We start from the raw sequence: 24,715 nt of genomic DNA, 5'->3' as shown, positions 1-24,715 counted from the left end.
TTTGGCCGTGGCTTCAGCGGCCGGCGGCGCGGGCTTGATCTCGACCGGGGCCGGCGCGGCGGCCTTGGCCGCTGCTTCGGCGGCCGGCGGCGCGGGCTTGGTCTCGACCGGGGCCGGCGCGGGGGCCTTGGCCGCGGCTTCGGCAGCCGGCGGCGCGGGCTTGGTCTCGACCGGGGCCGGTGCGGAGGCCTTGGCCGCGGCCTCGGCGGCGGGTTGCGCGGGCCTGTCGGTGATCGGGCCGGGGCGTGCAGGGGGCTCGGCCTTGGGGGGCGGCGACATCGGCGTGCCGCCGGCCGACGGCGCTTCCGGCCTTGCCGGCGGCTTCTGGGCCTCCAGGGCGATCAGCAGCGGGCTGGCCCAGATCGGCGGCGCTTCGGCCGGCTTCACATTGAGGAAGGACAGCAGCCCCCCGGGTGCCGGCGCCGGTGCCGGCGGGTCGGCCCGGTTCGGCTCGGCGGTCGGGGCCGTCTCCTCGGGCTCCGGCGCCGGTGCACGGAGGGTTGCGAGAAGTGGGCTCGTCGGCGGTGCCGCAACCTCTGGCGGGGCCGCTGGGTCGGCCGCCGGCTGCGCCGGGGTGGTGGCTGCCGGTTGTGCCGGCATGGTGGCGGCCGCTTGTGCCGGCGTGGCGGCCGGGCGCTGGCCCAGCGAGGCGCGCAGCCGCGCCGCCCAGTCGATGCCCCCCTTGTCCTGCTGCGCCATGACCATCTCCCGATCCCGTGTCCGCGGCTCTACCAGCCGCCCCGCAGCGCCTCAACCGGTGATGGTGGCGCTCATGGTGCGAAGCGGGCCGGAATGCCGGCCGGGCTGCCCAGCACCGCATCCTCCCGCATCACCGCCTGGCCGCGCACCAGGGTCATCACCGGCCAGCCGGTGCAGCGATGCCCGGCGAAGGGCGTCCAGCCGCAGGGCGAGGCGATCCAGCTCTCCTCGATCACCCGGGACTTCTGCATGTCCACCACGGTGAAATCGGCATCATAGCCGGCCGCGAGCCTTCCCTTGCCGACAAGGCCGAACACCCGCGCCGGCCCGGCATTCAGCAGGTCCACCAGGCGCGGCAGCGAAAGCCGCCCGGCGCTGACATGGTCCAGCATCACCGGCACCAGCGTCTGCACGCCGGTCAGCCCGGCGCCGCACTCCGGCCAGGGCTTCTCCTTCGAGGCCCGGCTGTGCGGGGCGTGGTCCGACCCCACGCTGTCCACCGTGCCATCCGCCACCGCCGCCCAGGCCGCCGCCATGTGCCGCGCGTCGCGGATCGGCGGGTTCATCACGGCATAGCCGCCGAGCCGGTCATAGGCCTCGTCCGTCTGGGTCAGGTGGTTCAGCAGCACCTCCACCGTGCAGACGTCGCGGAAATCCTTCAGGTAGGTGAGTTCCTCGGCGGTGGAGACGTGCAGGATATGCGCCGGGCGGCCGGTCTTGCGGGCCAGCGCCATCAGCCGCCGGGTGCCGAGGAAGGCGCATTCCACGTCGCGCCATTCGGCGTGCATCCGGTGCGGCATGCCGCTGGTGTAGGCGGGCTTGCGCGCCTGCAGGCGGTACTCGTCCTCGGAATGGTAGCTGATGCGGCGGCGGCCGCTGCGCATCACGGCCTCCAGGCTGGCATCGTCCTCCACCAGCAGGTCGCCGGTGGAACTGCCCGCGAACACCTTCACGCCGCAGACATTGGGCTCGGCTTCCAGCACCGCCAGCTCGGCGATGTTGGACTTCGCGGCGCCGACATAGAAGCCGATGTCGCACCAGGCGCGGCCGCCGACGAAATCCCGCTTCCAGTCCAGCCTCTCCCGCGTCGTGATGGAGGGGTTGGTGTTCGGCATGTCGAAGACGGTGGTGAGGCCGCCGAGCACCGCGGCCTTCGTCCCGGTCTCGATCGTCTCCACCGCCGGGTCGCCCGGCTCGCGCAGGTGGACGTGGCTGTCGATCAGGCCGGGCAGCACGTGCAGGCCGGTGCAGTCGATCACCTCCGCCGCTGCCGCGGTGCGCAGGTCGCCGATGGCGGCGATGCGCCCGGCCTTCACGCCGACATCGGCCGCCTCCATGCCCCAGGGCAGGACCAGCGTGCCGCCACGCAGGATCAGGTCATGGGTCTGGGGCATGGCGGCGCTGTCCTCTGGGATGGGGCGGGGAGGGCTTCCTATAATCCGCACGCCATGCCCGATACAGCCATCCCCTATGAGCAGGATTGGTACGCCTGGACCCAGGACCAGGCCGCCCGGCTGCGCGCCTGGCCCGAGGCGCTGCGCCCGAACGGCCTGGATATCGCGAACCTGGCCGAGGAAGTGGCGGATATGGGCGGGTCGCAGCGGCGGACGGTGCAATCCCTGCTGTACCAGGCGCTGCTGCACCTGCTGAAGATCGAGTTCCATCCGGCGCCTGCCACCGCGCGCCACCATTGGGCGGCGGAGCTGGCGAATTGCCGCACGCTGCTGGAGATCGAGTTCCGCGACAGCCCCTCGCTGCGCGCTCGCCGGCAGGATTTTGTCGACGCCGCCTGGCCCCGCGCCCTGCGCCAGCTCCGCCGCCAACTGCGGGAGGAGGCGCCGGACCGGCTGCCGACGCTGGATGCCGCGACCCGTGCGGATGCGCCGCGCTACGATGCGGACCGCCAGGTACTGGACGAGGAGTGGCTCCCACCCGCCGCCTGATCCCGCTTAGCCGCCCAGCACCTGCCAAACATCGCCTTCCACCGGCCGCGCCTCCACATGCGCGCGGTGCCACAGCGCGTAGAACAGCAGGTGCCAGGCGGCGAAGCCGCGGTGCTTGTTGCCGGCGGCGTTGCGGAACAGGGCGATGACGCGGTCGGGCCGCGCCACCTCTGCCACCCCCGGCTGCGCCGCGACCAGCGGCCCCAGCCGGTCCCCCACGCCGCCGATCCAGGCCGCCACCGGCACGGTAAAGCCCTGCTTGGCCGCAAAGGGTTGTGCCCCCTTCACATGCCGGGCGCTCCAGGCGCGCAAAAGCCATTTGCCGCTGCGGCCGCGCAGCTTCAGCGAATCGGGCAGGCGGAAGGCCAATTCCGCCACCACCGGATCCAGGAAGGGGGTGCGGCCTTCCACCCCATGCGCCATCAGGCAGCGGTCCAGCTTGGCCAGCAGGTCGTTCGGCAGCCAGTCGGCGATATCCGCCGCCTGCGCCGCCTGCAGCCGGGTGCGGCCGGGCAGGGCGGTGGCGGCTTCCGCCGCGGTGATGCCGTCCCGCCAGGTGCGCGGCGCCTCCCGCAGCACGTTCTTCACATGGTCGAAGGCGCCCGTCGCGCGCGGCCGCCGCCCCCAGAGCCACCAGGGCCGCATGGCGCTGCGGTACCGGCCATAGCCGGCGAACAGCTCGTCCCCGCCCTCGCCGGACAGCACCACCTTCACCGCCTGCCGCGCCTGCCGGGCCAGGAACCAGGTGGGGATGATGGCGTAGTCCGCTGCCGGATCATCCATCGCCGCGACGATCTTGGGCAGCTCACGCCAGACCTCGGCCTCGGTCACGGTGATGATGGTGTGCTGAGCGCCATGCGCCTTGGCCGCCGCTTCCGCCGCGGCGCGTTCATCCGCCGCGCCCGGCACGTCGAAGCTGGCGGTGAAGGCGCGGACGGGCTGGCTGTTCAGCCGGGCCATCATCGCCAGCACGGCGCCGGAATCGATGCCGCCCGAGAGGAACAGGCCGAAGGGCACGTCGCTGCGCTGGTGCAGGCGGACGCTGTTCTCGAAGGCGGCGTCGAGTCGGGCCAGCGCCTCCTCCTCCGTCATCGGCACCGGCGCGCCGGTGGGCAGGGCCGCGCGGCGGTGGCGCTCGACGATCGCGCCATCGGCGATCACCACCGTCTCCCCCGGCAGGACGCGGGTGATGCCGGCGAAGATCGTCTCGGCGCCGGTGGTGAACTGCAGCTGCAGCAATTCCTCCCGCGCTTCCGCCCGCACCACCGGCCGCATCAGCCCGGCGGCGAGCAGCGCCGAGGGCTGCGAGGCGAAGGCGATGCCGCCCGGCACCTCCGCGATGTACAGGGGCTTGATGCCGAAGGGGTCGCGCGTCAGCACCACGCGGCGGGCGGCGCGGTCATGCAGGGCGATGGCATACATGCCGCGCAGCGCCAGGGCGGTGGCTTCCGCGCCTTCCCGGCGATACAGGTGCAGCGGCGGTTCGCAGTCGGACCCGGTCTGGCAGACCAGCGCGTGGGCCTCCCGCAATTCGATGTGGTTGTAGACCTCCCCATTCGCCACCAGCGTGGCCGGCCCGGCATGCAGCGGCTGGTCGCCGGTCACCAGGTCGATGATCGCCAGGCGGTTATGCGCCAGGCCGACATTGTCGGCGATGTGCACGCCCTCCCCATCCGGCCCGCGATGGCCGAGGGCATGCAGCATGGCGCCCAGCGTGCCGGAATCCGGCGTCATGCCCTGGCGCAGCACCAGGCCGGCGATGCCGCACATCAGCCGGTCCCCCTGCGCGCGGCGGCATCCGCCAGGAAGCGGTCCCAGGCCGCCAGCACCGGGGCTTCCGCATGATGGGCCAGGAACTCCGCCCGCCCGGCGGCGGCCAGCGCCGCGGCGCGGTCGGGCGCGGCCAGCAGGGCGGCGATGCAATCGGCCATGGCAGGGGCCTCGCCGATCGGCACCAGCAGCCCGGTCTCGCCGTGGCGGATCACCTCCCGCGGGCCGTCCGCGGCGGTGGCGACCACGGCGCGCGCGGCGGAGAAGCCCTCCAGCACGACATTGCCCAGCGGCTCGATGCGCGACGGCACCACCAGCATCCGGCTGGCCGCCAGCAGCGCGCCGACATCCTGGCGCCAGCCGAGGAAAGCCACGCGCCCACCGAGGCCCAGCGCCCGTGCCTGGGCTTCGAGTGCCAGGCGGTCCGGCCCGTCGCCGGCCAGCGCCAGGTGCACCTCGGTCGGCAGCCGCGCCAGGGCGCGCAGCAGGGTGGGGAAGTCCTTGTTCGGGTGCAGCCGGCCCATGGCCAGCAGCGGCACGGCGCCGGGCGGGAAGGGCAGCGGCGCGGGGCTGGCGGCGGCGAGGTCCGCGGCGAAGTTCGGCACATGGCGCAGCCGCGCCTCCGGCCAGCCCTGCGCCGCGATCCAGGCCACCAGGCCGTGCGTGTTGGCGGCCAGCAGGTCGCAGCCGGCATAGTGGCGCAACCTGTACTGCCCGCCCAGCCGCCCGGCCAGCGCCCAGGGGGCCCTGGCCCCCGTCGCCGCGCGGGCGAAGCCGGCGGCGCGATTCATCCAGGCCACCACCACATCCGGCCGGAAGGCCGCCAGCGCCCGGCGCAGCCGCCCGGCCGTCAACAGATCGAGCGGCCCGCCGAAGCCGAGCTCGATGGGCGGAACGCCGCCGGCGGCGAGCCGTGCGGCGCGCCCGGCCTCGCGCCGGATCACCGCCTGCACGGCCAGGCCGGCGCGGTGCTGGGCCACCACCAGGCGCTCGAAGAAGGCCTCGGCGCCGCCCTGGGGCGCGCCAGCCATGACATGCGCCACCCTCATGCGACCTGCCCTTCCGGCACCCTTGGCCGCAGCAGCGACTCCGCCGCGGCCAGCACGCGCGGGGCGGGCAGGTCCGTCATTGGCGTCACGAAGGGCGGGCCGTCGGCTTCCACCGCCCGGGCGTTCGGACCGCAGGGGCCATATTCTTCGGCGCTGCTGCGGCCGAACAGGCCGATGGTGGGCGCCCCGGTGGCGGCGGCCAGGTGCATCAGGCCGGAATCATTGCCCAGGAACAGCGCGGCGCGCCGCAGCACGGCGGCCACCTCCGGCAGGGCGAGGGTACCCACCAGATCCACCGCGGCGGGGAAGGCTTCCAGCACCGGGGTGGCCATGGCGCGCTCCCCCGGCCCCGGCCCGCCGAGGATGGCGATGCGGGCGCCTTCCAGCGCGCCGCCGGGCGAGACCAGCGCCCGCGCCACCTGCACGAAGCGTTCCGCCGGCCACACCTTCTCGACCCAGTTGGCGGTCGGCCCGAGCACCAGCCAGGGGCCGCCCGGCAGCAGCGCCGCGGCGCGCGCCTCATCCGCCGGCGCGGTCCAGGCGACCGGCAGCGGCGGCGGCGCCAGCCGCATCAGCGCCCCGAGATGCGCCAGGCGGTGCCCCGGCCGCCGCCCGCCGCGGCCGGTCAGCCGCCGCCGCGCCGGCACCGTCCAGGCCAGCGCCGAGGCGCGCAGATCCACCACCAGGTCCCATCGGGTGAAGGCAACCCGGCGCCACAGATCCAGCCAGTGCAGCGACCAGCGCCGCTTGGCCAGCACGATCAGGGCCTCCCGCTGCGGCATCCGGGCGAAGACGCCGGCGGCGGCGGGGCCGCAGGCGACCGTGATCCGCGCCCCGGGATGGGTGCGAATCAGATGGTCCAGCAGACCGGTCGAGAGGACCGCGTCCCCGATCCGGGTGGCGGTGACGAAAAGGATGCGCATGCAGGCGCCGCCCATAGCACAACGCGGCGAGCCGCCCCAACCGAACCAGGCACCCGCGTATCGGCCTGTTGCATCGCCACAGGGCCCCGCCCATCTGTGCCGCATGCCGATTGCCGGATTGCCTGAACGGGGCGTGGTGGAGCTGACGGGCGCGGATCGCCTGGGCTTCCTGCAGGGCCTGGTTTCCAACGACGTCGCCCTGGCGGCGCCGGGGCGTGCCGTCTGGGCCGCGCTGCTGACGCCGCAGGGCAAGTGGCTGGCCGATTTCTTCATCCTGGCGGAGGCCGAGCGCCTGCTGCTGGAGGCGGAGGCGGCGCAGGTGCCCATGCTGGTGCAGCGCCTGTCGCGCTTCCGGCTGCGCGCCCAGGTGGCGCTGCGCGACGCCTCGGGCGAATTCCATGTCGGCGCGGCCTGGGGCGGCGCGGTGCCGCCGGCGGCGGATCTGGCCGCGCCGGACCCGCGGCTGCCCGCCGCCGGCTGGCGCTTCCTGGCCACGGCGCCCTTCGCCGCCGATGCGACCGCGGCGGAGTATGACCTGCACCGCCTGTCGCTCGGCCTGCCGGACGGCTCCCGCGACCTGGAGCCGGAGAAATCCGTGCTGCTGGAAGGCGGTTTCGACGAGCTCGGCGGCGTGTCCTGGTCCAAGGGCTGCTACATGGGGCAGGAGCTGACGGCGCGGACCAAGTATCGGGGCCTGCTGAAGCGCCGCATCGTGCCGGTGACGGTGCAGGGCGGCCTGCCGCCGCGCGGCACGCCGGTGCTCCGCGACGGAACGGAGGTGGGGGAGATGCGGTCCGCCCGCGACGGCCACGGCCTGGCGCTGCTGCGGCTGGATGTGCTGGCGGAGGGCGTGGTGCTCTCCGCCGGTGGCGCCCTGCTGACGCCGCGCGTGCCGGACTGGATGAAGCTGCCCGCGCCGGCGGCGTAGCGCCCGGCCGCTCAGCCCGCGCGCGCCTCGATCTCCGCCCGGGTCAGCAGATCCGCGTATTTCTGGCCCATGTCGAACAGATTCGCCTCATGCGGGCCGATCGCGCGGTCGCCGACGCAATCGGTCGCGACGATGGTGCGGAAATTGTGCTGCAGGCTGTCCACCACGGTGGCGCGCACGCAGCCGCTGGTGGTGCAGCCGGCCACCACCACCGTGTCCGCGCCCTGGAAGCGCAGCCAGCTGGCCAGGTTGGTGTCGAAGAAGCCGGAGGCACCCTGCTTGCGGATGATGTGCTCGCCCGCCACCGGCGCCAGTTCCGGCACGATCTGCGACAGCGGCGAATGCTCGGTCAGCTTGAGGAGCGACGGCGCCTTCAGGGTGAAGACCCCGGCATCGGAGCCGTCCTCCGCATAGACCACGCGGGTATGCGCGACCGGCCAGCGATGCCGCCGGGCGAAGGCGAGCAGGTGCACCGTCTGGCCGATGGCCGGCGCGATGTTGCCGCCGCCGAAATGCGCCGGATCGGCGAAGCCCACCACATAGTCCACGATGATCAGGGCCGGGCGGTTCCCCATGCCGGCGGTCTGGCCCATGCCCTGGCGGTGGTAGATCTCGGCCTCGGGGTGTCCGCTCATGCCACCGTCTCCAGGTCGCGCAGGGATTGGATCATGGAGGAGCGCAGCAGATAGGCGCGGTGGCGCGCGGCATCGGCCACCGTGGCGCGCAGCTCGTCATGATGGGCCTGCCGCACCGCCGGGTCGCGCTGGTTCAGGATCTGCCGGTTGCGCAGCGCCTGCTGCTGCACGACGTCGAGCGCCACCTTGCGGCGCTGCCGCCCGTAGCGGCCCATGGTCTCCAGCGGCGCGCCGCGCCACACCGCGGCCAGCTTCTCCGCCAGGTTGAAGGCATCGTGGATTCCGCCATTCATGCCCATGCCGCCGAGCGGGTTGTTGATGTGGGCGGCATCGCCGGCCAGGAAGACGCGGCCATGGACGTAGTCGTCCACCACCCGCTCATGCACCCGGTAGCCGGTACGGTGCACCACTTCATACCCCGCCGGGTTCGGCACCACCGCCTGCAGCCGCGCATCCATCCGCGCCGGCGCGGTCATCGCCTCCTCCGTCTCCGTCGGGTCGGTCGGGAACAGCACGCGCCACAGGGACGCCGTGCGCAGCAGCACGAACCATTCCTCCGGATCCGAGATGTAGGAGATGTCCGCCAGGTCCGGGATCGCCTCATGGAAGGGGAAGGTGGTGGAGAGCGAGAGGAAGATCTCCGGGATCGTCTGGCCGCGGAATTCCGTGCCCATCGCCCGCCGCACGGCGCTGCGCGCGCCGTCGGCGCCGATCAGGTATGACCCGGCGAGGCGTTCCGTGCTGCCATCCGGGCGCTCGATCACCAGCGTGACGCCATCCGCGTCCTGCGTCACGTCGGCTGCGCGGGCGTCGTAGATGAAGGTGACGTCGGGGTTGGCCGCCATGCGGTCGCGCAGCATCTGCGTCAGCCGCCATTGCTCGCATTGCAGGCGATAGGGGTGGTCCGTGTCGGCCGAGAGCACCCCCATGTCGAAGGTGGCGATGGGGCCGCGGGCGCGGTCGCGGAACTGCCATTGCGGGCAGACCAGCCCCTGTTCGATCAGGCTTTCCACCACGCCGAACCGGCCCAGCATGTCCAGCGTCGGCGGGTGGAAGGTGGAGGCGCGGAGGTCGGTCGGCAGCGCCTCGGCCTGTTCGACGATGGTGACGGGGATGCCTTCCCCGGCCAGGTAGGCGGCGGCGACCATGCCGACCGGACCGGCGCCGGCGATGAGGACGGGAAGGGGCTTGGCCATGGGTCTCTCGGTGGTGTTGTCCGGACAATGGCGCGCCGGCGGGCGCGGCGGAAGGGGGCGGGCGCTTGCACGGCCGTCGCGGCGGCGCATCTATCCCGGATGAAGCTTCCCTTTCTGTCCAAGCCGCCCCGCATCGCGCTGCTGCGCCTTTCGGGCGCCATCGCCGCCCGCGGCACCAGCCCCTTCGCCACCCCCGGCATCAGCGCCCAGGCCAGCGGCCAGCTGATCGACCGCGCCTTCGGCCTGAAGCGCCTGGCGGAGGTGGCGCTGGTGATCAATTCGCCCGGCGGGTCGCCGGTGCAGTCCAGCCTGGTGGCCCAGCGCATCCGCCGGCTGGCGGAGAAGAAGCGCGTGAAGGTCACCGCCTATGTCGAGGATGCCGCGGCCTCCGGCGGCTATTGGCTGGCTTGTGCCGCGGATGAGATCGTGGCCGACCCGGCCAGCATCCTGGGCTCCATCGGCGTGATCAGTGCCGGCTTCGGGCTGGAGGAGGCGATCGGGCGGCTCGGCGTGCAGCGGCGGATGTACACCGCGGGCAGCGAGAAAAGCTTCCTCGACCCCTTCCGCCCCGAACGGCCGGAGGATGTGGCGCGGCTGGAGGCGCTGCTGGCCGAGTTGCACGGGGTGTTCCGCGACTGGGTCCGCGCCCGCCGCGGCGCCCGGCTGGTGGCGCCGGAGGAGGAGTTGTTCAGCGGCCGCTTCTGGACCGGAAGGCGCGCGGTGGAGCTTGGCCTGGCGGACCGGCTGGGGGAGGTGACGGGCGAACTCCGCGCCCGGCATGGCGACAAGGCGCAGATCATCCCCATCGCCGCCCGCCGCCCGCCCTGGCCGCTCCGCCTGTTCTCCGGCGCGGCGCTGGGCGGGGCGCTGGCAGGGGGGGCGCTGGCGGCGGTGGAGGAACGGGCGGCCTGGGCGCGGCTGGGGCTGTAGCGCGCACATGGCCGGAGCCCCCAGGCCGGCAGTCCTCCGCCTTTCGCGCCCGCAGCCCAACTGCCCACAGGCCCTAGTCGCGGGCGAGGCGGTCGCCCAGCGCCGTCGCCCGCAGGGCCAGCACCTCGGACTCCAGGGCGGGGCGGCTTCGCAGATAGGATCCGCTGTCGAAGCCGCCCAGATCCAGCCGCCCGGAGCGTTCCGGCGAGGCAGCCAACCGAATCAGCGAGGCAAGCTCCTGCTCCTCCGCAAGGCGGCAGGAGGCGCCCAGGACGCGCTGCGCTTCCCAGAACCGGGCCGGATCTTCATAGAGGTTCGCCGAGCGGACAATGGGCAGCATGACGTAGCGGTAGGCCGGGTCGTCGCCCACGATGTAGGTCTGGCCGGGGTGCTGGATGGGGTTGAGCATGCCGCCGACCGGGACATAGATCCGCCGCGCCTCGCTCAGCCAGGCCGCGAGCCACGAGAAGGTGCTGATGGCGACCGCGATGTTCGCGGAACGCCGGATGATTTCGAAATCCATCGCGGCGCCCTGGCTGGCGATGAAGCGGGAATTCGGAAACGCCTCTCGCAGGGAGTCGATGTAGGGGTTCGGTTCGAGCTGCCCGTAGAAGACCAGCTCCAGTCCGCTGTCCTCCTCCAGCCGCCGGTAGAAGCCGGCCGGAAGCGGGATGTAGTCCGGGTGGGCACCGCGCAGGATCTCATCCGCCCGGATGTTGCAGAGGAGTTCGTCGTTCCCGAAGCCAATGGCCGCCTCGGCGCCGCGAGCCGGCGGGAACAGGGTGCGGCAGGTCTCGCGCGGCGGGTAGTGGTCGACGCGGAAGGTGAAGCTCTCGATCGCCAGGGCATCCACCTCCCCGCGTCGCAGGCAATCCGCCAGGCCCCCGATGTCGAGGCAGTAGCGACGCGGTCCCGTGCCGGCGCAGCGATCCGCCGGGGGGCGGGGGGCCGGCTGGTCGATGCCCCACATATCGAGCCGGAGATTGCTGATCCTTGCCTCCGGCAACTGCGCGCGCAGTCCTTCAGCCGTCAGGTATTGCAGGGCGCGGTTGCCGATATTGCCGCGGGGGTTGATCCAGATCGCCGGTGGTGGGCGCGTGCCGCAGCGTTGCAGGCAGACGGTTTGTGTTTCGGTGCGCAGGAAGATCCGCCCGTCCTGCTCCGCCAGCGTGCTGTTCAGCCGGAGCGGAAAGAGGTGGTCGTCGAAGACCAGGTTGAAGTTGCGCAGCCCCAGCCGAGACCGGGTCGCGTCATTCCCCTCGATGGTCCAATCCTGCACCAGGATCGATCGCAGTGTTTCGATCACACCTTCCGAGACCGGGAGAAAATTCTCCCAGGCCGACTTCTGGGGCACGGTGAAGACGCTGCCATCCTTGCGCGAGCCCAGCCAGTGCTCCTCGCTCCCCAGCGCGATACAGCCGGGTAGCGTGCCGGGCTCGATCCGCCAGGACGCCGGTTGCTCGCCATCCGGGGCGAGGATGATGGTCCGACCACCTTCCCAAGGTGCCGAGATTGCCAAGACATCCTGCCGCGTGACATGCCGAAGTGGCCGATATGCGATGGTCCCGGCTGAACCGGCGACGAGGTGCCCCCAGTAGGAAAGAAGATTATGCCTGATACCTTCGGGGACGATCGCCACGGTGATCCAAATCCCCCATCGGCCCGGCCGCCGAAAGGATAAGGGTGATCATCGAGAGGAGCAATGAAGGTGCGCGATGTCGGCCTGATGGCAGACCTGCAGGGTGCATTCCGCCAGCATCGCCTGTCGTTCGGACGGGGCGATCGCCAGCGTTGCTTTCGCCAGCCACCGCCCGGACGGTGAGTGCTGCAGATGGTGTTTCGCCTCCGCCCCTCCCAGCGCTTCCCGGGGCGGCCCGGCGCATGAGCGTGGTGCTGCTGCCCGGCTTCATGCTGGATGCCGGGCTGTGGGACGAGATGGCGCCGCTGCTGGCGCCGCTCGGCCCGATCCACCATGGCGACCTGTTCCAGGACGAGACGATGCAGGCCATGGCGGCGCGCGTGCTGGCGGATGTGCCGGGGCGCTTCGTGCTGGTCGGCTTCTCCATGGGCGGCTTCGTGGCGCGGGAAGTGGCGCGAATGGCGCCGGCGCGGGTGCGCGCGCTGGTGCTGGTCGCCACCTCCGCCCGCGGCGACAGTGCCGCGCAGCAGGCGCGGCGCCAGGCCATTGCCGGCCGCCCGGCGGGGCAGGCCTTCCGGGGGATGAGCCGTGGCGCCATCGCCCGTGGCCTGCACCCGGACCGGGCGGGCGACACGGCGCTGGTCGACCGGCTGCGCGCCATCGGGGACCGGCTGGGCGGCGCGGTCTTCCTGCGCCAGTCGCAGCTCGCCCGCCCGGCCTTCGACACCCGCCTGGGCGAGATCGCCTGCCCCACCCTGGTGGTGGCGGCCGCGCAGGACGCGCTGCGCAGCGTGGCGGAGGCGGAGGAACTGGCCGCCGGCATCCCCGGCGCCCGGCTTCACGTCATCGAGGGCAGCGGCCACATGCTGCCGATCGAGGCGCCGCAGGCCCTGGCGGATCTGATCCTGGATTGGGTGGCGGCGGCCGGAGCCTGACCATCTCGGCGCCCGCTCCGGGTCGTCAGGCGCCGCCGCCCGACTTGAGAATGCGCTACCGGTCGCTGAACAGCACCCCGCCCTTGCCCTTCGAATCCGGCGGCGATTCGACGATCTGCACCGTCACCGATTCGGCCGCCACGCCGAAATTCTTCACCATCGCCTCCGTCAGGTCGCGCACCAGGCCGCGCTTCTGTTCCGTGCTGCGGCCGGTGGCGGCGAAGACCATGATCTCGGGCATTGCTTAATCCTCGGCCTGGGGGGAGAGAGACGCGCCAGCCTCCCCCGCCCCGACCGCCGCGCCAAGAGGGTTTTCCCGGATGACCCAGGACGAAGCCGCCATCCGCCAGATCGTGCAACGCTGGTTCGACGCGACCCAGGCCGGGGACCTGGACGCCGTCGCGGCGCTGATGACGGAGGACGTGGTCTTCATGGTCCCCGGCAAGGCGCCCTTCGGCAGGGACGCCTTCCTGGCCGCCGCCCGCGCCATGCAGGGCGTGAAGATCGAAGGCAGTAGCACGGTGCAGGAGGTGGAGGTGCTGGGCGACCTTGCCTGGGTGCGCGGCCAGGTGAAGGTCGCCGTCACCCCCTGGCATGGCGGGCCGATGAAGCACATGGCCGGCGGCACGCTGTCGATCTTCCGCCGCGGCCGGGATGGCGCCTGGCGGCTGGCGCGGGACGCGAACCTGCTCAGCCCCGGTCCTGCCTGACGGAGACCTGCCGGATCCAGTCCTGCAGGTTGTAGTGGGTGGCGACGCGCGCGATCAGCCCGTCGCGCAGCGTGAAGAAGGCGCCCGCGGGCAGGCTGTAGGTCTGGCCGCTCGCCTCCGGCAGGCCCTCATCGGTGCGCAGGTAGCGGCCCTTCACGGTGAATTCCGCGGCGGCGCGCAGGCCGGTGGCGTCCACCATCACCACGAGGTCGGCGATGCGCTCGGCATAGGCGGCGTCCATCTGCGCCAGGAAGGCGGCGAAGGCGGGCCTGCCCAGGCGGCGCGCGCCCTGGTTCACGTCATGCGCCAGGTCTTCGGCCACCATCGCCAGCATCGCGGCGCGGTCGCCGGCGTCGAAGGCGGCGTAGTAGGCGCGGATCAGGCGTTCGGTCGCGTGCATGGCGGCGGTCTCCCGGGGCGGTTGCTTGCCGGTCAGGGCGGAGGGGGCGTATTGAACGGGCGAAACCACCGCCGGCAAGTCCCACCGCATGCCCGAGAAGCCGCCTTCCTTCCAGGATATCATCCTGCGCCTCCATGCCTTCTGGAGCGCGCAGGGCTGCCTGATCCTGCAGCCCTATGACATGGAAGTCGGCGCCGGCACCTTCCACCCGGCGACGACGCTGCGCGCGCTGGGGCCGAAGCCCTGGGCGGCGGCCTATGTGCAGCCCTCGCGCCGGCCCGCCGATGGCCGCTTCGGGGAGAATCCGAACCGGCTGCAGCACTACTACCAGTACCAGGTCATCATGAAGCCATCGCCGCGCGACGCGCAGGACCTGTTGCTGGCCAGCTACCGCGCGCTTGGCCTGGACCCGATGCAGCATGATTTCCGCTTCGTCGAGGATGACTGGGAAAGCCCGACCCTGGGTGCCTGGGGCCTGGGGTGGGAAGTGTGGTGCGACGGGATGGAGGTGGGCCAGTTCACCTATTTCCAGCAGGTCGGCGGCATTGCGTGCGAGGTGCCGTCCTTCGAGATGACCTATGGCCTGGAACGCATGGCGATGTTCATCCAGAACGTGGAGAACGTCTACGATCTGGACTTCAATGGCCGCGGGGTGAAGTACGGCGAGGTCTTCCACCGGGCGGAGGTGGAATACAGCCACCACAATTTCTCCGCCGCCGATACGGGGATGCTGTTCCAGCACTTCGCGGACGCCGAGAAGGAATGCCAGTCCCTGCTCGCGCATACGCCGCCCCTGGCGCTGCCGGCCTATGACCAGTGCATCAAGGCCAGCCACCGCTTCAACCTGCTGGATGCGCGCGGCGCCATCAGCGTGACGGAGCGCGCCGCCTATATCGGCCGCGTCCGCGCGCTGGCGAAGGGCTGCTGCGAGGCCTGGGTGGCGGGCGAGACCGCGTGACTTTTCCGGGTTATTATACCATGATTGCCGTCCGTTCTACCGTGAGGGCGCCATGGGCCAGTTGAACATCAAGGACGATGCGCTGATCGCGGATGCGAAGGCGCTGGCGGAGCTGCTCGGCACCAGCACCACCGCGGCGCTGCGCGAGGCGGTGCAGGGGCGGCTCGCTGCCGAGCGCGCGGCGCGGGAAGACAAGGTGCGCCGGAAGTATGAGGCGTTGATGGAAATCGGCCGTCGGGTGCGGGAGAGCCTGCCGCCGGGCACAGATTCCAGCAGCGACCACTCGGACCTGTACGACGAAGACGGCCTGCCGAAATGATCCTGGACACCTCGGCGCTGATGTCCATCGTCCTCGGCGAGCCGGATGCGCCGGTCTTCGTCGCGGCGCTGCAGACCGGGGAGCCGGTGGCAATCTCCGCCGCCTCCTGGCTCGAGGCCGCCATCGTGGCCGAGAACCGCGCCGGCCTGACGCCGCAGGGGCTGGATGAGGCTCTCGGCTGGATCGCGCCGGAGGTCGTGCCCGTCACCCTCGCGCAGGTCCAGATGGCGCGCGAAGCGCATCGCCGCTTCGGCAAGGGTCGCCACCGCGCCGCGCTGAACTTCGGCGACTGCTTCGCCTACGCCCTGGCCCAGGAACGACGGCAGCCCCTGCTGTTCAAGGGCGATGATTTTTCCCAGACCGACGTGAAGGCCGCCCTCTGATGCCCGAATTCCTGCTGGAACTGTTCTCGGAGGAAATTCCGGCCCGGATGCAGGCCCGCGGCGCGGAGGATCTGTCCCGGGCCTTCGCCACCGCCGCCGCGCCGCTGCTGGAGGGGGCCCCGAAGCCCTTCCATGGCCCGCGCCGCATCGGCCTTTCCGCCACGCTGCGCGCAGCGGTGACGACGGAAGGCAAGGAGGAACGCGGCCCGCGCACCGCCGCCCCGCCGGCCGCCCTCGATGGCTTCCTGCGCAAGCACGGCGCCACGAAGGACCAGCTTGTCGAGCAGAACGGCTTCTGGGTGCTGCAGAAGCCGGGCGAGACCATCGCCGCCGCCGCGCTGCTGGCGCAGGTGCTGCCCGGGCTGGTCGGCGGCTTCGGCTGGCCGAAATCCATGCGCTGGGCCGGCCCCTTCACCTGGGTCCGCCCGCTGCACCGCATCCTGTGCCTGCTGGACGGCGCCGTGGTGCCGTTTGCCATCGCCGCGCTGCCGGGGATGGAAAGCGGCAACCTGACGGAGGGCCACCGCATCATGGCCGGCGCCGACCGCGTCTTCGCCGTCACCGGCCTGGCGGATTACGAATCCGGCCTGCGCGCCCGATTCGTGGAGCCGGATGCGGCGGCGCGCATGGCGCGGATCGAAGGCGGGCTGGCCACGCTCGCCGCCGGGCAGGGCGTGGCCGTGGTGCCGGATCGCGGGCTGCTGGAGGAGGTGGCCGGGCTGGTCGAATGGCCGGTGCCGCTGCTCGGCCGCATCGACGACGCCTTCATGGATCTGCCGCCGGAATTGATGCGCACCACCATGCGGGTGAACCAGCGCTATTTTTCGCTCACGAAGCCGGATGGCGGCGCGGCGCCCTTCTTCGGGCTGGTGGCGAACATCGCCGCCACCGATGGCGGCGCCACGCTGATCGCGGGCAATGAACGCGTGCTGCGCGCCCGCCTGTCCGATGCCCGCTTCTTCTGGGACCAGGACCGCAGGCAGAAGCTGGAGGAGTTCCTGCCCAAGCTTGAGACCGTGGTGTTCCACGCCAAGCTCGGCACCCAGGGGCAGAGGGTCGCCCGGATCGAGCGCCTGGCGCGCTGGCTGGCGCCGCATGTGGGCGCCGATCCGGCGCTCGCCGCCCGCGCCGCGAAGCTGGCCAAGGCGGACCTCGCCTCCGGGCTGGTCGGCGAGTTCCCCGAATTGCAGGGCACCATCGGCCGCTACTACGCGCTGCACCAGGGCGAGGATCCCCGGGTGGCGGAGGCGATCGGCACCCAGTACCGGCCGCTCGGCCCGGGCGACGCGGTGCCGGCGGAGCCCGTGGCGATCGCCGTCGCGCTGGCCGACAAGCTGGACATGCTGGCCGGCTTCTTCGCGGTGGATGAACGCCCCACCGGCTCCGGCGACCCCTTCGCGCTGCGCCGCGCGGCGCTTGGCGTCATCCGCATCATCCGCGAGAACCGGCTGCGGCTGCGGTTGGGTGATGCGCTGGCCGAGGCCTTCTTCGGCTTCCCCCAGGCGCTCGGCACCACCGCCAGCCCGGAATTCGGCATGGAAGTGGCGCAGGAGAAGCTGGGTGCGGGCTGGCAGCCACCGAGGGGCAGCGACCATCCGCCGATGGTCGCGGCCTTCGCGGCCGGGCTGGTGGATTTCCTCGCCGAACGCCTCCGCGTGCAGCTCCGCGCCGAGGGCGCGCGCCACGACCTCGTATCGGCCGCCTTCGGTCAGGGAGGCGAGGACGATCTTCTCCGCCTGCTGGCCCGCGCCGAGGCGCTGAAGGCGCTGGTGGAAGGCCCGGACGGCCCCAACCTGCTCGCCGCCGCCAAGCGCGCCGCCAACATCCTGCGCATCGAGGACAAGAAGGACGGGCCGCACAGCGGCCCGGTGGACGCGGCGCTGCTGGTGGCGCCGGAGGAACAGGCGCTCGCCGCCGCGCTGGACCAGGCGGAACCCACCGTCGCCCAGGCGCTGGTTGCGGAAAATTTCGCCGCCGCCATGTCCGCGCTCGCCGCGCTCCGCGCCCCGCTTGACGCCTTCTTCGAGAAGGTCATCGTCAACGACCCCGACCCGGCGACCCGCGCCAACCGGCTGCGCTTGCTCGCGCGGCTGAGGGGCGCCATGGATACCGTTGCAGACTTTTCCAGGATCGAAGGCTGAAACCCGGCGCCCTCTCCCCCACTCCCCTGGGGGCTCCGTAACAGTCCAAGCAGGAGAACGCCGTCCAATGACGCAGTGGGTCTACAGCTTCGGCGCCGGCCACAATGAGGGCCGCGCGGACATGCGCAACCTCCTGGGCGGCAAGGGCGCCAACCTGGCGGAGATGGCCAGCATCGGGCTGCCGGTCCCGCCCGGCTTCACCATCACCACCGAGGTCTGCACCTGGTACTACGACCACGGCCAGTCCTACCCGGAGGCGCTGCGCAACCAGGTCGCCACCGCCCTCGCCCGGATCGAGGAGGCGGTGGGCGCGAAATTCGGCGACCACCACAAGCCGCTGCTGGTCTCCGTCCGCTCCGGCGCCCGGGTGTCCATGCCCGGCATGATGGACACGGTGCTGAACCTCGGCCTGAACGATGCCACGGTGGACGGCCTGGCCGCGGCCTCCGGCGATGCGCGCTTCGCCTGGGACAGCTACCGCCGCTTCATCCAGATGTTCGGCTCGGTCGTGCTCGGCGTGGACCATCACCGCTTCGAGGAGATCATCGAGCATGTGAAGCTCGACCGCGACGTGCAGGAGGACACCGACCTCACCGCCCAGGATTGGCACCGCGTGGTCGATGGCTACAAGGAGATGGTCGAGGAAGTCACGGGCAAGCCCTTCCCGCAGGACCCGCATGCGCAGCTCTGGGCCGCGATCGGCGCCGTCTTCGGCAGCTGGATGAACCCGCGCGCCAACACCTATCGCCGCCTGCACGACATCCCCGCCCAATGGGGCACCGCCGTGAACGTCCAGGCGATGGTCTTCGGCAATATGGGCGAGGATTGCGCGACGGGCGTCTGCTTCACCCGGGACCCCTCCACGGGCGAGAATTTCTTCTACGGCGAATATCTGGTGAATGCGCAGGGCGAGGACGTGGTCGCCGGCATCCGCACGCCGCAGCCCATGGCCGAATCCCGCGCCAAGCCGGGTGAGCGCAGCATGGAAACGGTCATGCCGAAGGCCTATGCCGAGCTCGTCGCCGTCCGCGAAAAACTCGAAAAACACTATGCGGACATGCAGGACATCGAATTCACGGTGCAGCAGAACAAGCTGTACATGCTGCAGACCCGCAACGGCAAACGCACCGCCGCCGCCAGCCTGAAGATCGCCGTGGACATGGCGCGCGAAGGGCTGATCGACCGGACCGAAGCCATCAAGCGCGTCGACCCCAAGGCACTCGACCAGCTGCTGCACCCGACGCTGGACCCCAAGGCGCCGCGCAAGGCACTCGCGAAGGGGCTGCCGGCCAGCCCCGGCGCGGCATGCGGCGTGATCGTCTTCTCGGCGGATGAAGCGGAAATCCGCGCCGCCAAGGGCGAGGCCGTCATCCTGGTGCGCATCGAGACCAGCCCCGAGGACATCCACGGGATGCATGCCGCCCGCGGCATCCTGACCACGCGCGGCGGCATGACCAGCCACGCCGCCGTGGTCGCCCGCGGCATGGGCCGGCCCTGCGTCGCCGGCGCCGGCTCCATCACCGTGGACTATGCCGGCCAGACCCTGACCGCCGGTGGCAAGCGCATGTCGGCCGGCGACACCATGACGCTGGACGGCGCGACCGGCGAGGTCTTCGCCGGCACCGTGCCGATGATCGAGCCGCAACTCTCCGGCGACTTCGCCACCCTGATGGAATGGGCCGACGGCGTCCGCCGGATGAAGGTGCGCGCCAACGCCGAAACGCCGCTGGATGCGGAGACCGCCCGCAAATTCGGCGCCGAGGGCATCGGCCTCTGCCGCACCGAACACATGTTCTTCGACCCGGAGCGCATCGGCGCCGTGCGCCAGATGATCATGGCCGACACCGAGGAAGGCCGGCGCGACGCCCTCTCCCGCCTCCTGCCCTTCCAGCGCGAAGATTTTCTGCAACTGTTCCGCATCATGGCCGGGCTGCCGGTGACCATCCGGCTGCTCGACCCGCCGCTGCACGAATTCCTGCCGCATCGGGACAGCGAGATCGCCGAAGTGGCACTCAGCCTGGGCGCCGATGTCGCCGCCATGCAGCGCCGCGCGGCGGACCTGTCCGAAGCCAACCCGATGCTCGGCCACCGCGGCTGCCGGCTCGGCCTGACCTATCCCGAAATCTACGAGATGCAGGTCCGCGCCATCTTCGAGGCCGCCGTCGCCATCGGCCAGGAAACCCACAAGGCACCGGTGCCGGAAATCATGATCCCGCTGGTCGCCCTGCGGCGCGAGCTGGAAATCCTGCGCGCCCTGGTGGACCGTGTGGCCCAGGAGGTCTTCGCGGAGACGAACTACCACATCATCTACCAGGTCGGCACGATGATCGAACTGCCGCGCGCCGCCCTGACCGCGGATACCATCGCCGAAGGCGCCGACTTCTTCAGCTTCGGCACCAACGACCTGACGCAGACCGTCTTCGGCCTCTCCCGCGACGACGCCGGCAAGTTCCTGCCCTTCTATGTGGAAAAGGGCATCCTGCCGAAGGACCCCTTCGTCTCCATCGACATCGACGGCGTCGGCGCCCTGGTGCAGATCGCCACCGAGAAGGGCCGCAGGACCAAGCCGGACCTGAAGCTTGGCATCTGCGGCGAACATGGCGGCGACCCGGCCTCCATCCATTTCTGCGAAAGCGCCGGCCTCGACTACGTCTCCTGCTCCCCCTACCGCGTCCCTGTCGCCCGGCTCGCGGCCGCCCAGGCCGCGCTGACCAGCGCGGGCGGGGATCGGACCGCCTGAGGGGCTGGGTGCTCGCGGGTGGCCTGCAGGGGGACGCTGTCCCCCTGCACCCCCTGGACCGCGAGGACCCGTGAGCAGGAGAGAGGGGGCCTGGGCGACCGCTGAACCAGCGGTTCCGCCGGCCCCCTCCTCTCCCGCTCAAGTCTCATGGGTTTCCAAAGGGCCGCCGCCCTTTGGCGGGACGGTGCAGGGAGGGCATCGCCCTCCCTGCAATTCCTGCGCGCCACCCCAGCCTCTGAGGCCCACCCGATGTCCCGACCGAGCTTGTCCGCGTTGATCGTGGCACGGAATGAGGAGGCGCGGTTGCCGGATTGCCTGGCGTCCGTGGCGTTTGCGGATGAGGTGGTGGTGGTGTTGGACCGCACCACGGATGGGTCGGCGGCGCTGGCGCGGGCGGTGGGGGCTGTGGTGTTGGAGGGGGCTTGGGCGTTGGAGGGGGAGCGCCGCAATGCCGGCATTGCCGCCTGCACCGGGGATTGGGTGCTGGAGGTCGATGCGGATGAGCGGGTGAGCCCGGATCTGGCGCTGGCTGTGCGGCGGGTGATCGGCGAGTCGGGGTTCGCCTGGCACCAGGTGATGGTGGACAACTACGTGGGGGACCGGCTGCTCCGGCATGGCTGGGCCGGCAGTTTCGGCACCACCTCCGTGCCGCGCCTGTTCCGGCGGGGGGCGAAGCGGTGGCGGGCGCAGCGGGTGCATCCGGGGCTGGACTGGGTGGGCCGGCAGGGGCCGCGGATCGAGCAGGGTGCGCTGGTGCATCTGGTGGATCGCGACGTGTCGGACATGCTGCGGCGCCTGGACAAATACTCCTCGGCCAAGGCGGCGGATCTGCTGGAGAGCGGGGATATCGGGTCCCTGGCGGGTAATCTGCGGCGCTTCGTCTCGCGGGCGTTCAAATCCTATGTGTCGCGGAAGGGGTACCGGGAGGGCGCCTGGGGCGTGCTGCTGGCCTTCTGCACCGCGGCCTTTCCGCTGCTGTCCTACCTGAAGGCGCGGCTGGAGCCGGAGCGGCATGGGGGGCGCAGGTGACGGCGCTGGTGACCCTGCCCTGGCATCGCAGCCCGCTGACGCCGATCGCCGGGCTGCTGGCGGTGGGGCCGGTGCTGGCGGTGGCGCAGTTCCGGGCGATGGCGGTGGCGGTGACGCTCGCCCTGGCGCTGTCGGTGCTGGCGCATCGGCGGGTGACGGGGGCCTGGCCCTGGCCGCGGCCAGGGCTGGCGGGATGGCTGGCGGTGGCGCTGCTGGGCTGGTGCGGCGTGGCGGTCCTGTGGTCGCCGGAGAAGCTGCGCGCGGCGCAGACCATCGGCGGGCTGGCGGTGCTGCTGGGCCTGGCCCTGATGGCGGCGCGGGCGGTGGCGGCGGCGCCGGCGTCGCGGCAGGTGGGGCTGGCCCTGGCCGGCGGGCTGGCGGCGGGCATCGTGGTGGCGGCGGTGGACCATGCCAGCGGCAATTGGCTGCGGCTGATGGTGCGCGGCTTTCCGGCGGACATGCCCTTCATCGGCTTCGGGCTGAAGCCCGCGGTCTCGCTGCTGGCGCTGCTGTTGCCGCTGGCCTTCGCGGTGCCGCTGGGCTGGGCCTGGCGGGGGGCGCTGCTGCTGGCCGGGCTCGCGGTGGCGGCCTGGCTGCCGGCGGAATCCGCGCGGCTGGCGGCGCTGGCGGGCGTGCTGGCCGCTGCCGGGGCGATGCTGCTGCCGCGGCTGGTGCCGCGCCTGGCGGCGGCGTTGCTGGCCGGCTTCGTGGTGACGGCGCCGATGGTCTTCGCGCTGGGTCTCTCCCTGGCCCCGCCGCTGGAGCCCCTGCCGCGTTCGGCGGCGCATCGGGTGCTGATCTGGGATTTCGTCGTGGACCGGATTGCGGAGCGGCCGCTGCTGGGCTGGGGCATGGAATCCGCCCGCGCCATCCCGGGCGGCAGCGCCCGGTTCCCGGCCGAGGATCTGGCGCGGTTCGGGTTGAACTCGCCGGCGGCGCGGCAGTGGTTCGGGGTGGAGGCGGCGCGGCGGCTGCCGCTGCACACGCACAATGCGAGCCTGCAGATCTGGCTGGAGTTGGGCGTGGCGGGGGCGCTGCTGGCGGCGGCGCTGGGGGCGGCAGCGCTGCTGGCCGCCTCCGGGTCGCCCGCCATCTTCGGCATGGCGGTGTCCGCGGTGGTGACCGGGCAGTTATCCTTCGGCGTCTGGCAGCCCTGGTGGGTGGGTTCCGTGCTGTTCGCCGCGGTGGTGGCGGTGGCGCTGCGGCGGGGCTGACCCGCTCCTACCCCATGCAGCGCATGAACAGCACGGAGTTGTGGGCGGTCTCCCCCACCTCCGCGGCGGTGCGGGGCGGGGTGTCCCTCAGGGTGGGGGTCACGCCGGCTTCGCGCAGGAAGTCCAGCGCCTCGTTCCCCTTCACCGCGAAGTTCACGTTCTGCGGGATGTCGCCGGTGCGCTGGGCGACGCGGGCGGCGTTGAGCTTGGAGACGATGACGCCCACCACATTGCCGCCGAGATCCAGCAGCGGCCCGCCGGAATTGCCCGGCTGCACCGGCGCGCTGATCTGGAACTGCCGCTGGTCGTCGGCCAGGCCGGCCAGCGCCGAGACCTCTCCGGTGGTCAGCGTGGGGCCGGAGGAGAGCATGCCGGCCAGCGGGAAGCCGTAGGTCACCACGCCCTCGCCCCGGCGGATGTTCATCTGGCGGCGGAAGGCGAGCGGCGGGCCGGCCTCCGCCGGCACTTCCAGCAGGGCGAGGTCCCGGCCGCGATCGGCGCGCAGCACGCGGGCGGCCACATCCGTGCCGGCGGCGGTGCGCACCCGCACGGCCTGGCAGCGTTCCACCACATGCGCATTGGTCAGCGCCCGGCCCGGGGCCACCACGAAGCCTGTGCCGGAGGACACCATGCGCCCGGTGCCGCCGCCCTGCGGCGCGCCCGGCTTGCCGGCGGGCCCGGCCTGCTGCCCGGGGGCCAGCGCCGGCGGCTTGCTGGTGGGCAGGGGCGGGAAGCCGCTCCTTGCCTCCGGCACATTGCTCGGCGGTGGCTTGCCCTGGCCGAGCGCGTCACCGCCCGCGAGCAGGCCGAGCAGGAGGGCTGGGATCAGCGCGAGGTTTCGTTGCATGCGGGACACAGCATGCCCAACCCCGGGCGGCCGGGTCAATCGCCGCCGACCCCGGCGGGTTGCGCCGGGTTTCACAGCAGGCCTTCGCGGCGGAAGGACAGGTGGCGGCCATTGCCGACGATCAGGTGGTCGTGCACCGCGATCCCCAGCATGGCGGCGGCGGCCTTCACCTCCCGCGTCATCTCGATATCGGCGCGGGAGGGGGTGGGATCCCCCGAGGGGTGGTTGTGCACCAGGATCAGGGCGGTTGCCTGCAGTTCCAGCGCCCGCTTCACCACCTCCCGCGGGTAGACGGGGGTGTGGTTCACGGTGCCGCGGGCCTGGGCCTCGTCGGCGATCAGGCGGTTCTTGCTGTCCAGGAACAGCAGGCGGAACTGCTCGATGGGCTCGCGCGCCAGGGCGGCGGAGAGGTAGGCGATCAGCCGGTCCCAGTTGTTCAGCACGGGCTGGTCACGGATCTCCGCCCGCATCATCCGCAGGGCCGCGCCATGCACGGTCTTCAGCGCGGCGGCGCCGGCCTCCCCCATGCCCTCCACGGCGGTCAGGTCGCGCGCCGGGGCGGCGATGGCATTCGCAAAACTGCCGAAGCGGGCGAGCAGGGCGCGGGCGATGGGCTTGGTGTCGCGGCGCGGCAGGGCCTGGAACAGCAGCATCTCCAGCATCTCGTGGTCCAGCAGGCTGTCCGGGCCGGCGGTCAGCAGGCGGGTCCGCATGCGGGCGCGGTGGCCGAGATGGCCCGGCGGCGGCCCGGCCTCCGTCGCCGGCGGGGGGAACAGCCCGTCGAGCGCGACCGGTGCTTCGGAGAAGTGCGGCTTCCGGGCCATTCTGCCCCCTCTGCTGGCGCCCGAGGGTGCAACGGGCGGGGGCAATCTTCAACCGCGGCGTTCACCAGCCGAAGACGACGGCGCCCATGATGCGGCCCGGCAGCAGGGTGAAGCCGCCGGCGATGAGGAGGCCGCCCAGGAACAGGGAGGCCATGGCGCGCCGGTGCGCGCCGATGCGCCCGCGCCGGGCCGCCAGCACCGCCAGCGGCAGCATCAGCAGGGTCCAGCCGGAGATCAGGTGGATCCAGGCATAGTGCCCGCGCATGGTGATGCCGAAGGAGGACAGGCCGACGACTGCCATGAGCCCGACCCAGGCCCAGCCGAGGATCCGATGCGGCAGGACCCCCTTCGGCGCCGCGAACTGCACCAGCCCGAGCAGCAGCGCTGCCAGGGCGGCGCCGGCGTGGAGCTGGATGACGGGGCTGGCCTGGAGCAGCGGGGCGAGCGACATCGGCGGCACGATCTGAATGTGATGAACATTTACATAAAGGCGCCGAAAAAGC

24 protein-coding genes and 1 pseudogene are annotated in these 24,715 nt (G+C 72.1%); 12 read left to right on the top strand and 13 right to left on the bottom strand.

Annotation, left to right across the window (positions count from 1 at the left end; translation table 11 throughout):
• Both HEQ75_RS03675 and HEQ75_RS03670 read right to left on the bottom strand, forming a co-directional pair.
• Positions 1 to 387 (bottom strand): annotated as a pseudogene (locus HEQ75_RS03675) (hypothetical protein); the annotation flags it as partial.
• 383 nt (positions 388 to 770) lie between these two features.
• Positions 771 to 2,093 (bottom strand): dihydroorotase, encoded by a 1,323-nt coding sequence (locus tag HEQ75_RS03670; RefSeq protein ID WP_168027568.1) that lies wholly within the window; start codon positions 2,091 to 2,093, stop codon positions 771 to 773.
• A gap of 54 nt (positions 2,094 to 2,147) precedes the next feature.
• On the opposite strand from HEQ75_RS03670, the gene HEQ75_RS03665 reads away from it, so the two are divergent.
• Entirely contained in the window at positions 2,148 to 2,642 is a 495-nt protein-coding gene (locus HEQ75_RS03665) for a DUF29 domain-containing protein (protein WP_168027567.1), read from the top strand.
• A gap of 6 nt (positions 2,643 to 2,648) precedes the next feature.
• Here HEQ75_RS03665 and asnB read toward each other — a convergent pair whose 3' ends face one another.
• From asnB to HEQ75_RS03650, 3 genes are read right to left on the bottom strand one after another with little or no spacing between them, the layout of a single operon-like run.
• Positions 2,649 to 4,412, bottom strand: a complete 1,764-nt coding sequence (gene asnB, locus HEQ75_RS03660) for an asparagine synthase (glutamine-hydrolyzing) (protein WP_168027566.1) — start codon at positions 4,410 to 4,412, stop codon at positions 2,649 to 2,651.
• Positions 4,412 to 5,443: a glycosyltransferase gene (locus tag HEQ75_RS03655; RefSeq protein WP_235961225.1), complete on the bottom strand. Its 1,032-nt coding sequence runs from the start codon at positions 5,441 to 5,443 to the stop codon at positions 4,412 to 4,414. The genes asnB and HEQ75_RS03655 overlap by 1 nt, the downstream gene beginning before the upstream one ends.
• 14 nt (positions 5,444 to 5,457) lie before the next feature.
• Positions 5,458 to 6,384 (bottom strand): glycosyltransferase family 9 protein, encoded by a 927-nt coding sequence (locus tag HEQ75_RS03650; protein WP_168027564.1) that lies wholly within the window; start codon positions 6,382 to 6,384, stop codon positions 5,458 to 5,460.
• A gap of 103 nt (positions 6,385 to 6,487) precedes the next feature.
• Between HEQ75_RS03650 and ygfZ the strand changes: the two genes are divergently transcribed.
• Positions 6,488 to 7,312, top strand: coding sequence for a CAF17-like 4Fe-4S cluster assembly/insertion protein YgfZ (gene ygfZ, locus HEQ75_RS03645; protein WP_168027563.1), 825 nt, complete (start codon positions 6,488 to 6,490; stop codon positions 7,310 to 7,312).
• An 11-nt stretch (positions 7,313 to 7,323) separates the two neighbouring features.
• Here the strand turns inward: ygfZ and HEQ75_RS03640 are convergent, their stop codons facing one another.
• Together HEQ75_RS03640 and HEQ75_RS03635 are read right to left on the bottom strand one after the other, a co-directional pair.
• Entirely contained in the window at positions 7,324 to 7,947 is a 624-nt protein-coding gene (locus HEQ75_RS03640; RefSeq protein ID WP_168027562.1) for an isochorismatase family protein, read from the bottom strand.
• Positions 7,944 to 9,143 (bottom strand): FAD-dependent oxidoreductase, encoded by a 1,200-nt coding sequence (locus HEQ75_RS03635; protein ID WP_168027561.1) that lies wholly within the window; start codon positions 9,141 to 9,143, stop codon positions 7,944 to 7,946. The genes HEQ75_RS03640 and HEQ75_RS03635 overlap by 4 nt, the downstream gene beginning before the upstream one ends.
• A 99-nt stretch (positions 9,144 to 9,242) precedes the next feature.
• Between HEQ75_RS03635 and HEQ75_RS03630 the strand changes: the two genes are divergently transcribed.
• A complete protein-coding gene (locus HEQ75_RS03630; RefSeq protein WP_168027560.1) occupies positions 9,243 to 10,073 on the top strand; it encodes a S49 family peptidase in 831 nt (276 codons plus the stop codon).
• Positions 10,074 to 10,146: 73 nt separating this feature from the next.
• Here the strand turns inward: HEQ75_RS03630 and HEQ75_RS03625 are convergent, their stop codons facing one another.
• Entirely contained in the window at positions 10,147 to 11,712 is a 1,566-nt protein-coding gene (locus HEQ75_RS03625) for a hypothetical protein (protein WP_168027559.1), read from the bottom strand.
• Positions 11,713 to 11,954: 242 nt separating this feature from the next.
• Between HEQ75_RS03625 and HEQ75_RS03620 the strand changes: the two genes are divergently transcribed.
• On the top strand, positions 11,955 to 12,647 hold the full coding sequence (locus tag HEQ75_RS03620) for an alpha/beta fold hydrolase (RefSeq protein ID WP_168027558.1): 693 nt from the start codon (positions 11,955 to 11,957) through the stop codon (positions 12,645 to 12,647).
• 55 nt (positions 12,648 to 12,702) lie between these two features.
• Here the strand turns inward: HEQ75_RS03620 and HEQ75_RS03615 are convergent, their stop codons facing one another.
• Complete coding sequence (locus tag HEQ75_RS03615; protein WP_168027557.1) at positions 12,703 to 12,888, bottom strand: tautomerase family protein; 186 nt, start codon at positions 12,886 to 12,888, stop codon at positions 12,703 to 12,705.
• A gap of 79 nt (positions 12,889 to 12,967) precedes the next feature.
• On the opposite strand from HEQ75_RS03615, the gene HEQ75_RS03610 reads away from it, so the two are divergent.
• A complete protein-coding gene (locus tag HEQ75_RS03610; protein WP_168027556.1) occupies positions 12,968 to 13,357 on the top strand; it encodes a YybH family protein in 390 nt (129 codons plus the stop codon).
• On the opposite strand, the gene HEQ75_RS03605 is transcribed toward HEQ75_RS03610, so the two are convergent.
• On the bottom strand, positions 13,338 to 13,757 hold the full coding sequence (locus tag HEQ75_RS03605) for a ketosteroid isomerase-related protein (protein ID WP_168027555.1): 420 nt from the start codon (positions 13,755 to 13,757) through the stop codon (positions 13,338 to 13,340). The two genes, HEQ75_RS03610 and HEQ75_RS03605, sit on opposite strands and share 20 nt — an antisense overlap.
• An 88-nt stretch (positions 13,758 to 13,845) precedes the next feature.
• Between HEQ75_RS03605 and HEQ75_RS03600 the strand changes: the two genes are divergently transcribed.
• From HEQ75_RS03600 to HEQ75_RS28690, 7 genes are all read left to right on the top strand, one after another.
• Positions 13,846 to 14,715: a glycine--tRNA ligase subunit alpha gene (locus tag HEQ75_RS03600; protein WP_168027554.1), complete on the top strand. Its 870-nt coding sequence runs from the start codon at positions 13,846 to 13,848 to the stop codon at positions 14,713 to 14,715.
• A gap of 52 nt (positions 14,716 to 14,767) precedes the next feature.
• Positions 14,768 to 15,034: a type II toxin-antitoxin system VapB family antitoxin gene (locus HEQ75_RS03595; RefSeq protein ID WP_168027553.1), complete on the top strand. Its 267-nt coding sequence runs from the start codon at positions 14,768 to 14,770 to the stop codon at positions 15,032 to 15,034.
• Complete coding sequence (locus tag HEQ75_RS03590; protein WP_168027552.1) at positions 15,031 to 15,417, top strand: type II toxin-antitoxin system VapC family toxin; 387 nt, start codon at positions 15,031 to 15,033, stop codon at positions 15,415 to 15,417. The genes HEQ75_RS03595 and HEQ75_RS03590 overlap by 4 nt, the downstream gene beginning before the upstream one ends.
• Positions 15,417 to 17,558, top strand: a complete 2,142-nt coding sequence (gene glyS, locus HEQ75_RS03585) for a glycine--tRNA ligase subunit beta (protein WP_168027551.1) — start codon at positions 15,417 to 15,419, stop codon at positions 17,556 to 17,558. Before HEQ75_RS03590 ends, glyS begins: the two co-directional genes overlap by 1 nt.
• Positions 17,559 to 17,625: 67 nt before the next feature.
• Positions 17,626 to 20,298, top strand: coding sequence for a pyruvate, phosphate dikinase (gene ppdK, locus HEQ75_RS03580; protein WP_168027550.1), 2,673 nt, complete (start codon positions 17,626 to 17,628; stop codon positions 20,296 to 20,298).
• 249 nt (positions 20,299 to 20,547) lie between these two features.
• A complete protein-coding gene (locus tag HEQ75_RS03575; RefSeq protein WP_168027549.1) occupies positions 20,548 to 21,327 on the top strand; it encodes a glycosyltransferase family 2 protein in 780 nt (259 codons plus the stop codon).
• Entirely contained in the window at positions 21,324 to 22,541 is a 1,218-nt protein-coding gene (locus HEQ75_RS28690; RefSeq protein WP_168027548.1) for an O-antigen ligase family protein, read from the top strand. The genes HEQ75_RS03575 and HEQ75_RS28690 overlap by 4 nt, the downstream gene beginning before the upstream one ends.
• Before the next feature lie 7 nt (positions 22,542 to 22,548).
• On the opposite strand, the gene HEQ75_RS03565 is transcribed toward HEQ75_RS28690, so the two are convergent.
• The 3 genes from HEQ75_RS03565 to HEQ75_RS03555 all read right to left on the bottom strand — a co-directional run bounded on the left by HEQ75_RS03565 (position 22,549) and on the right by HEQ75_RS03555 (position 24,663).
• Entirely contained in the window at positions 22,549 to 23,388 is an 840-nt protein-coding gene (locus HEQ75_RS03565; protein WP_168027547.1) for a S1C family serine protease, read from the bottom strand.
• Between the two features lie 71 nt (positions 23,389 to 23,459).
• The gene (gene radC / locus HEQ75_RS03560; protein WP_168027546.1) at positions 23,460 to 24,212 is read right to left on the bottom strand and encodes a RadC family protein; all 753 of its coding nucleotides are present in this window, start codon (positions 24,210 to 24,212) and stop codon (positions 23,460 to 23,462) included.
• Between the two features lie 61 nt (positions 24,213 to 24,273).
• On the bottom strand, positions 24,274 to 24,663 hold the full coding sequence (locus tag HEQ75_RS03555) for a DUF2306 domain-containing protein (RefSeq protein ID WP_168027545.1): 390 nt from the start codon (positions 24,661 to 24,663) through the stop codon (positions 24,274 to 24,276).
• Positions 24,664 to 24,715: the final 52 nt, after the last annotated feature.

Origin of the sequence: Falsiroseomonas selenitidurans, from assembly GCF_012103215.1 — a bacterium.
GTDB lineage: Bacteria > Pseudomonadota > Alphaproteobacteria > Acetobacterales > Acetobacteraceae > Falsiroseomonas > Falsiroseomonas selenitidurans.
This window is presented reverse-complemented; position numbering and strand designations above follow the sequence as displayed.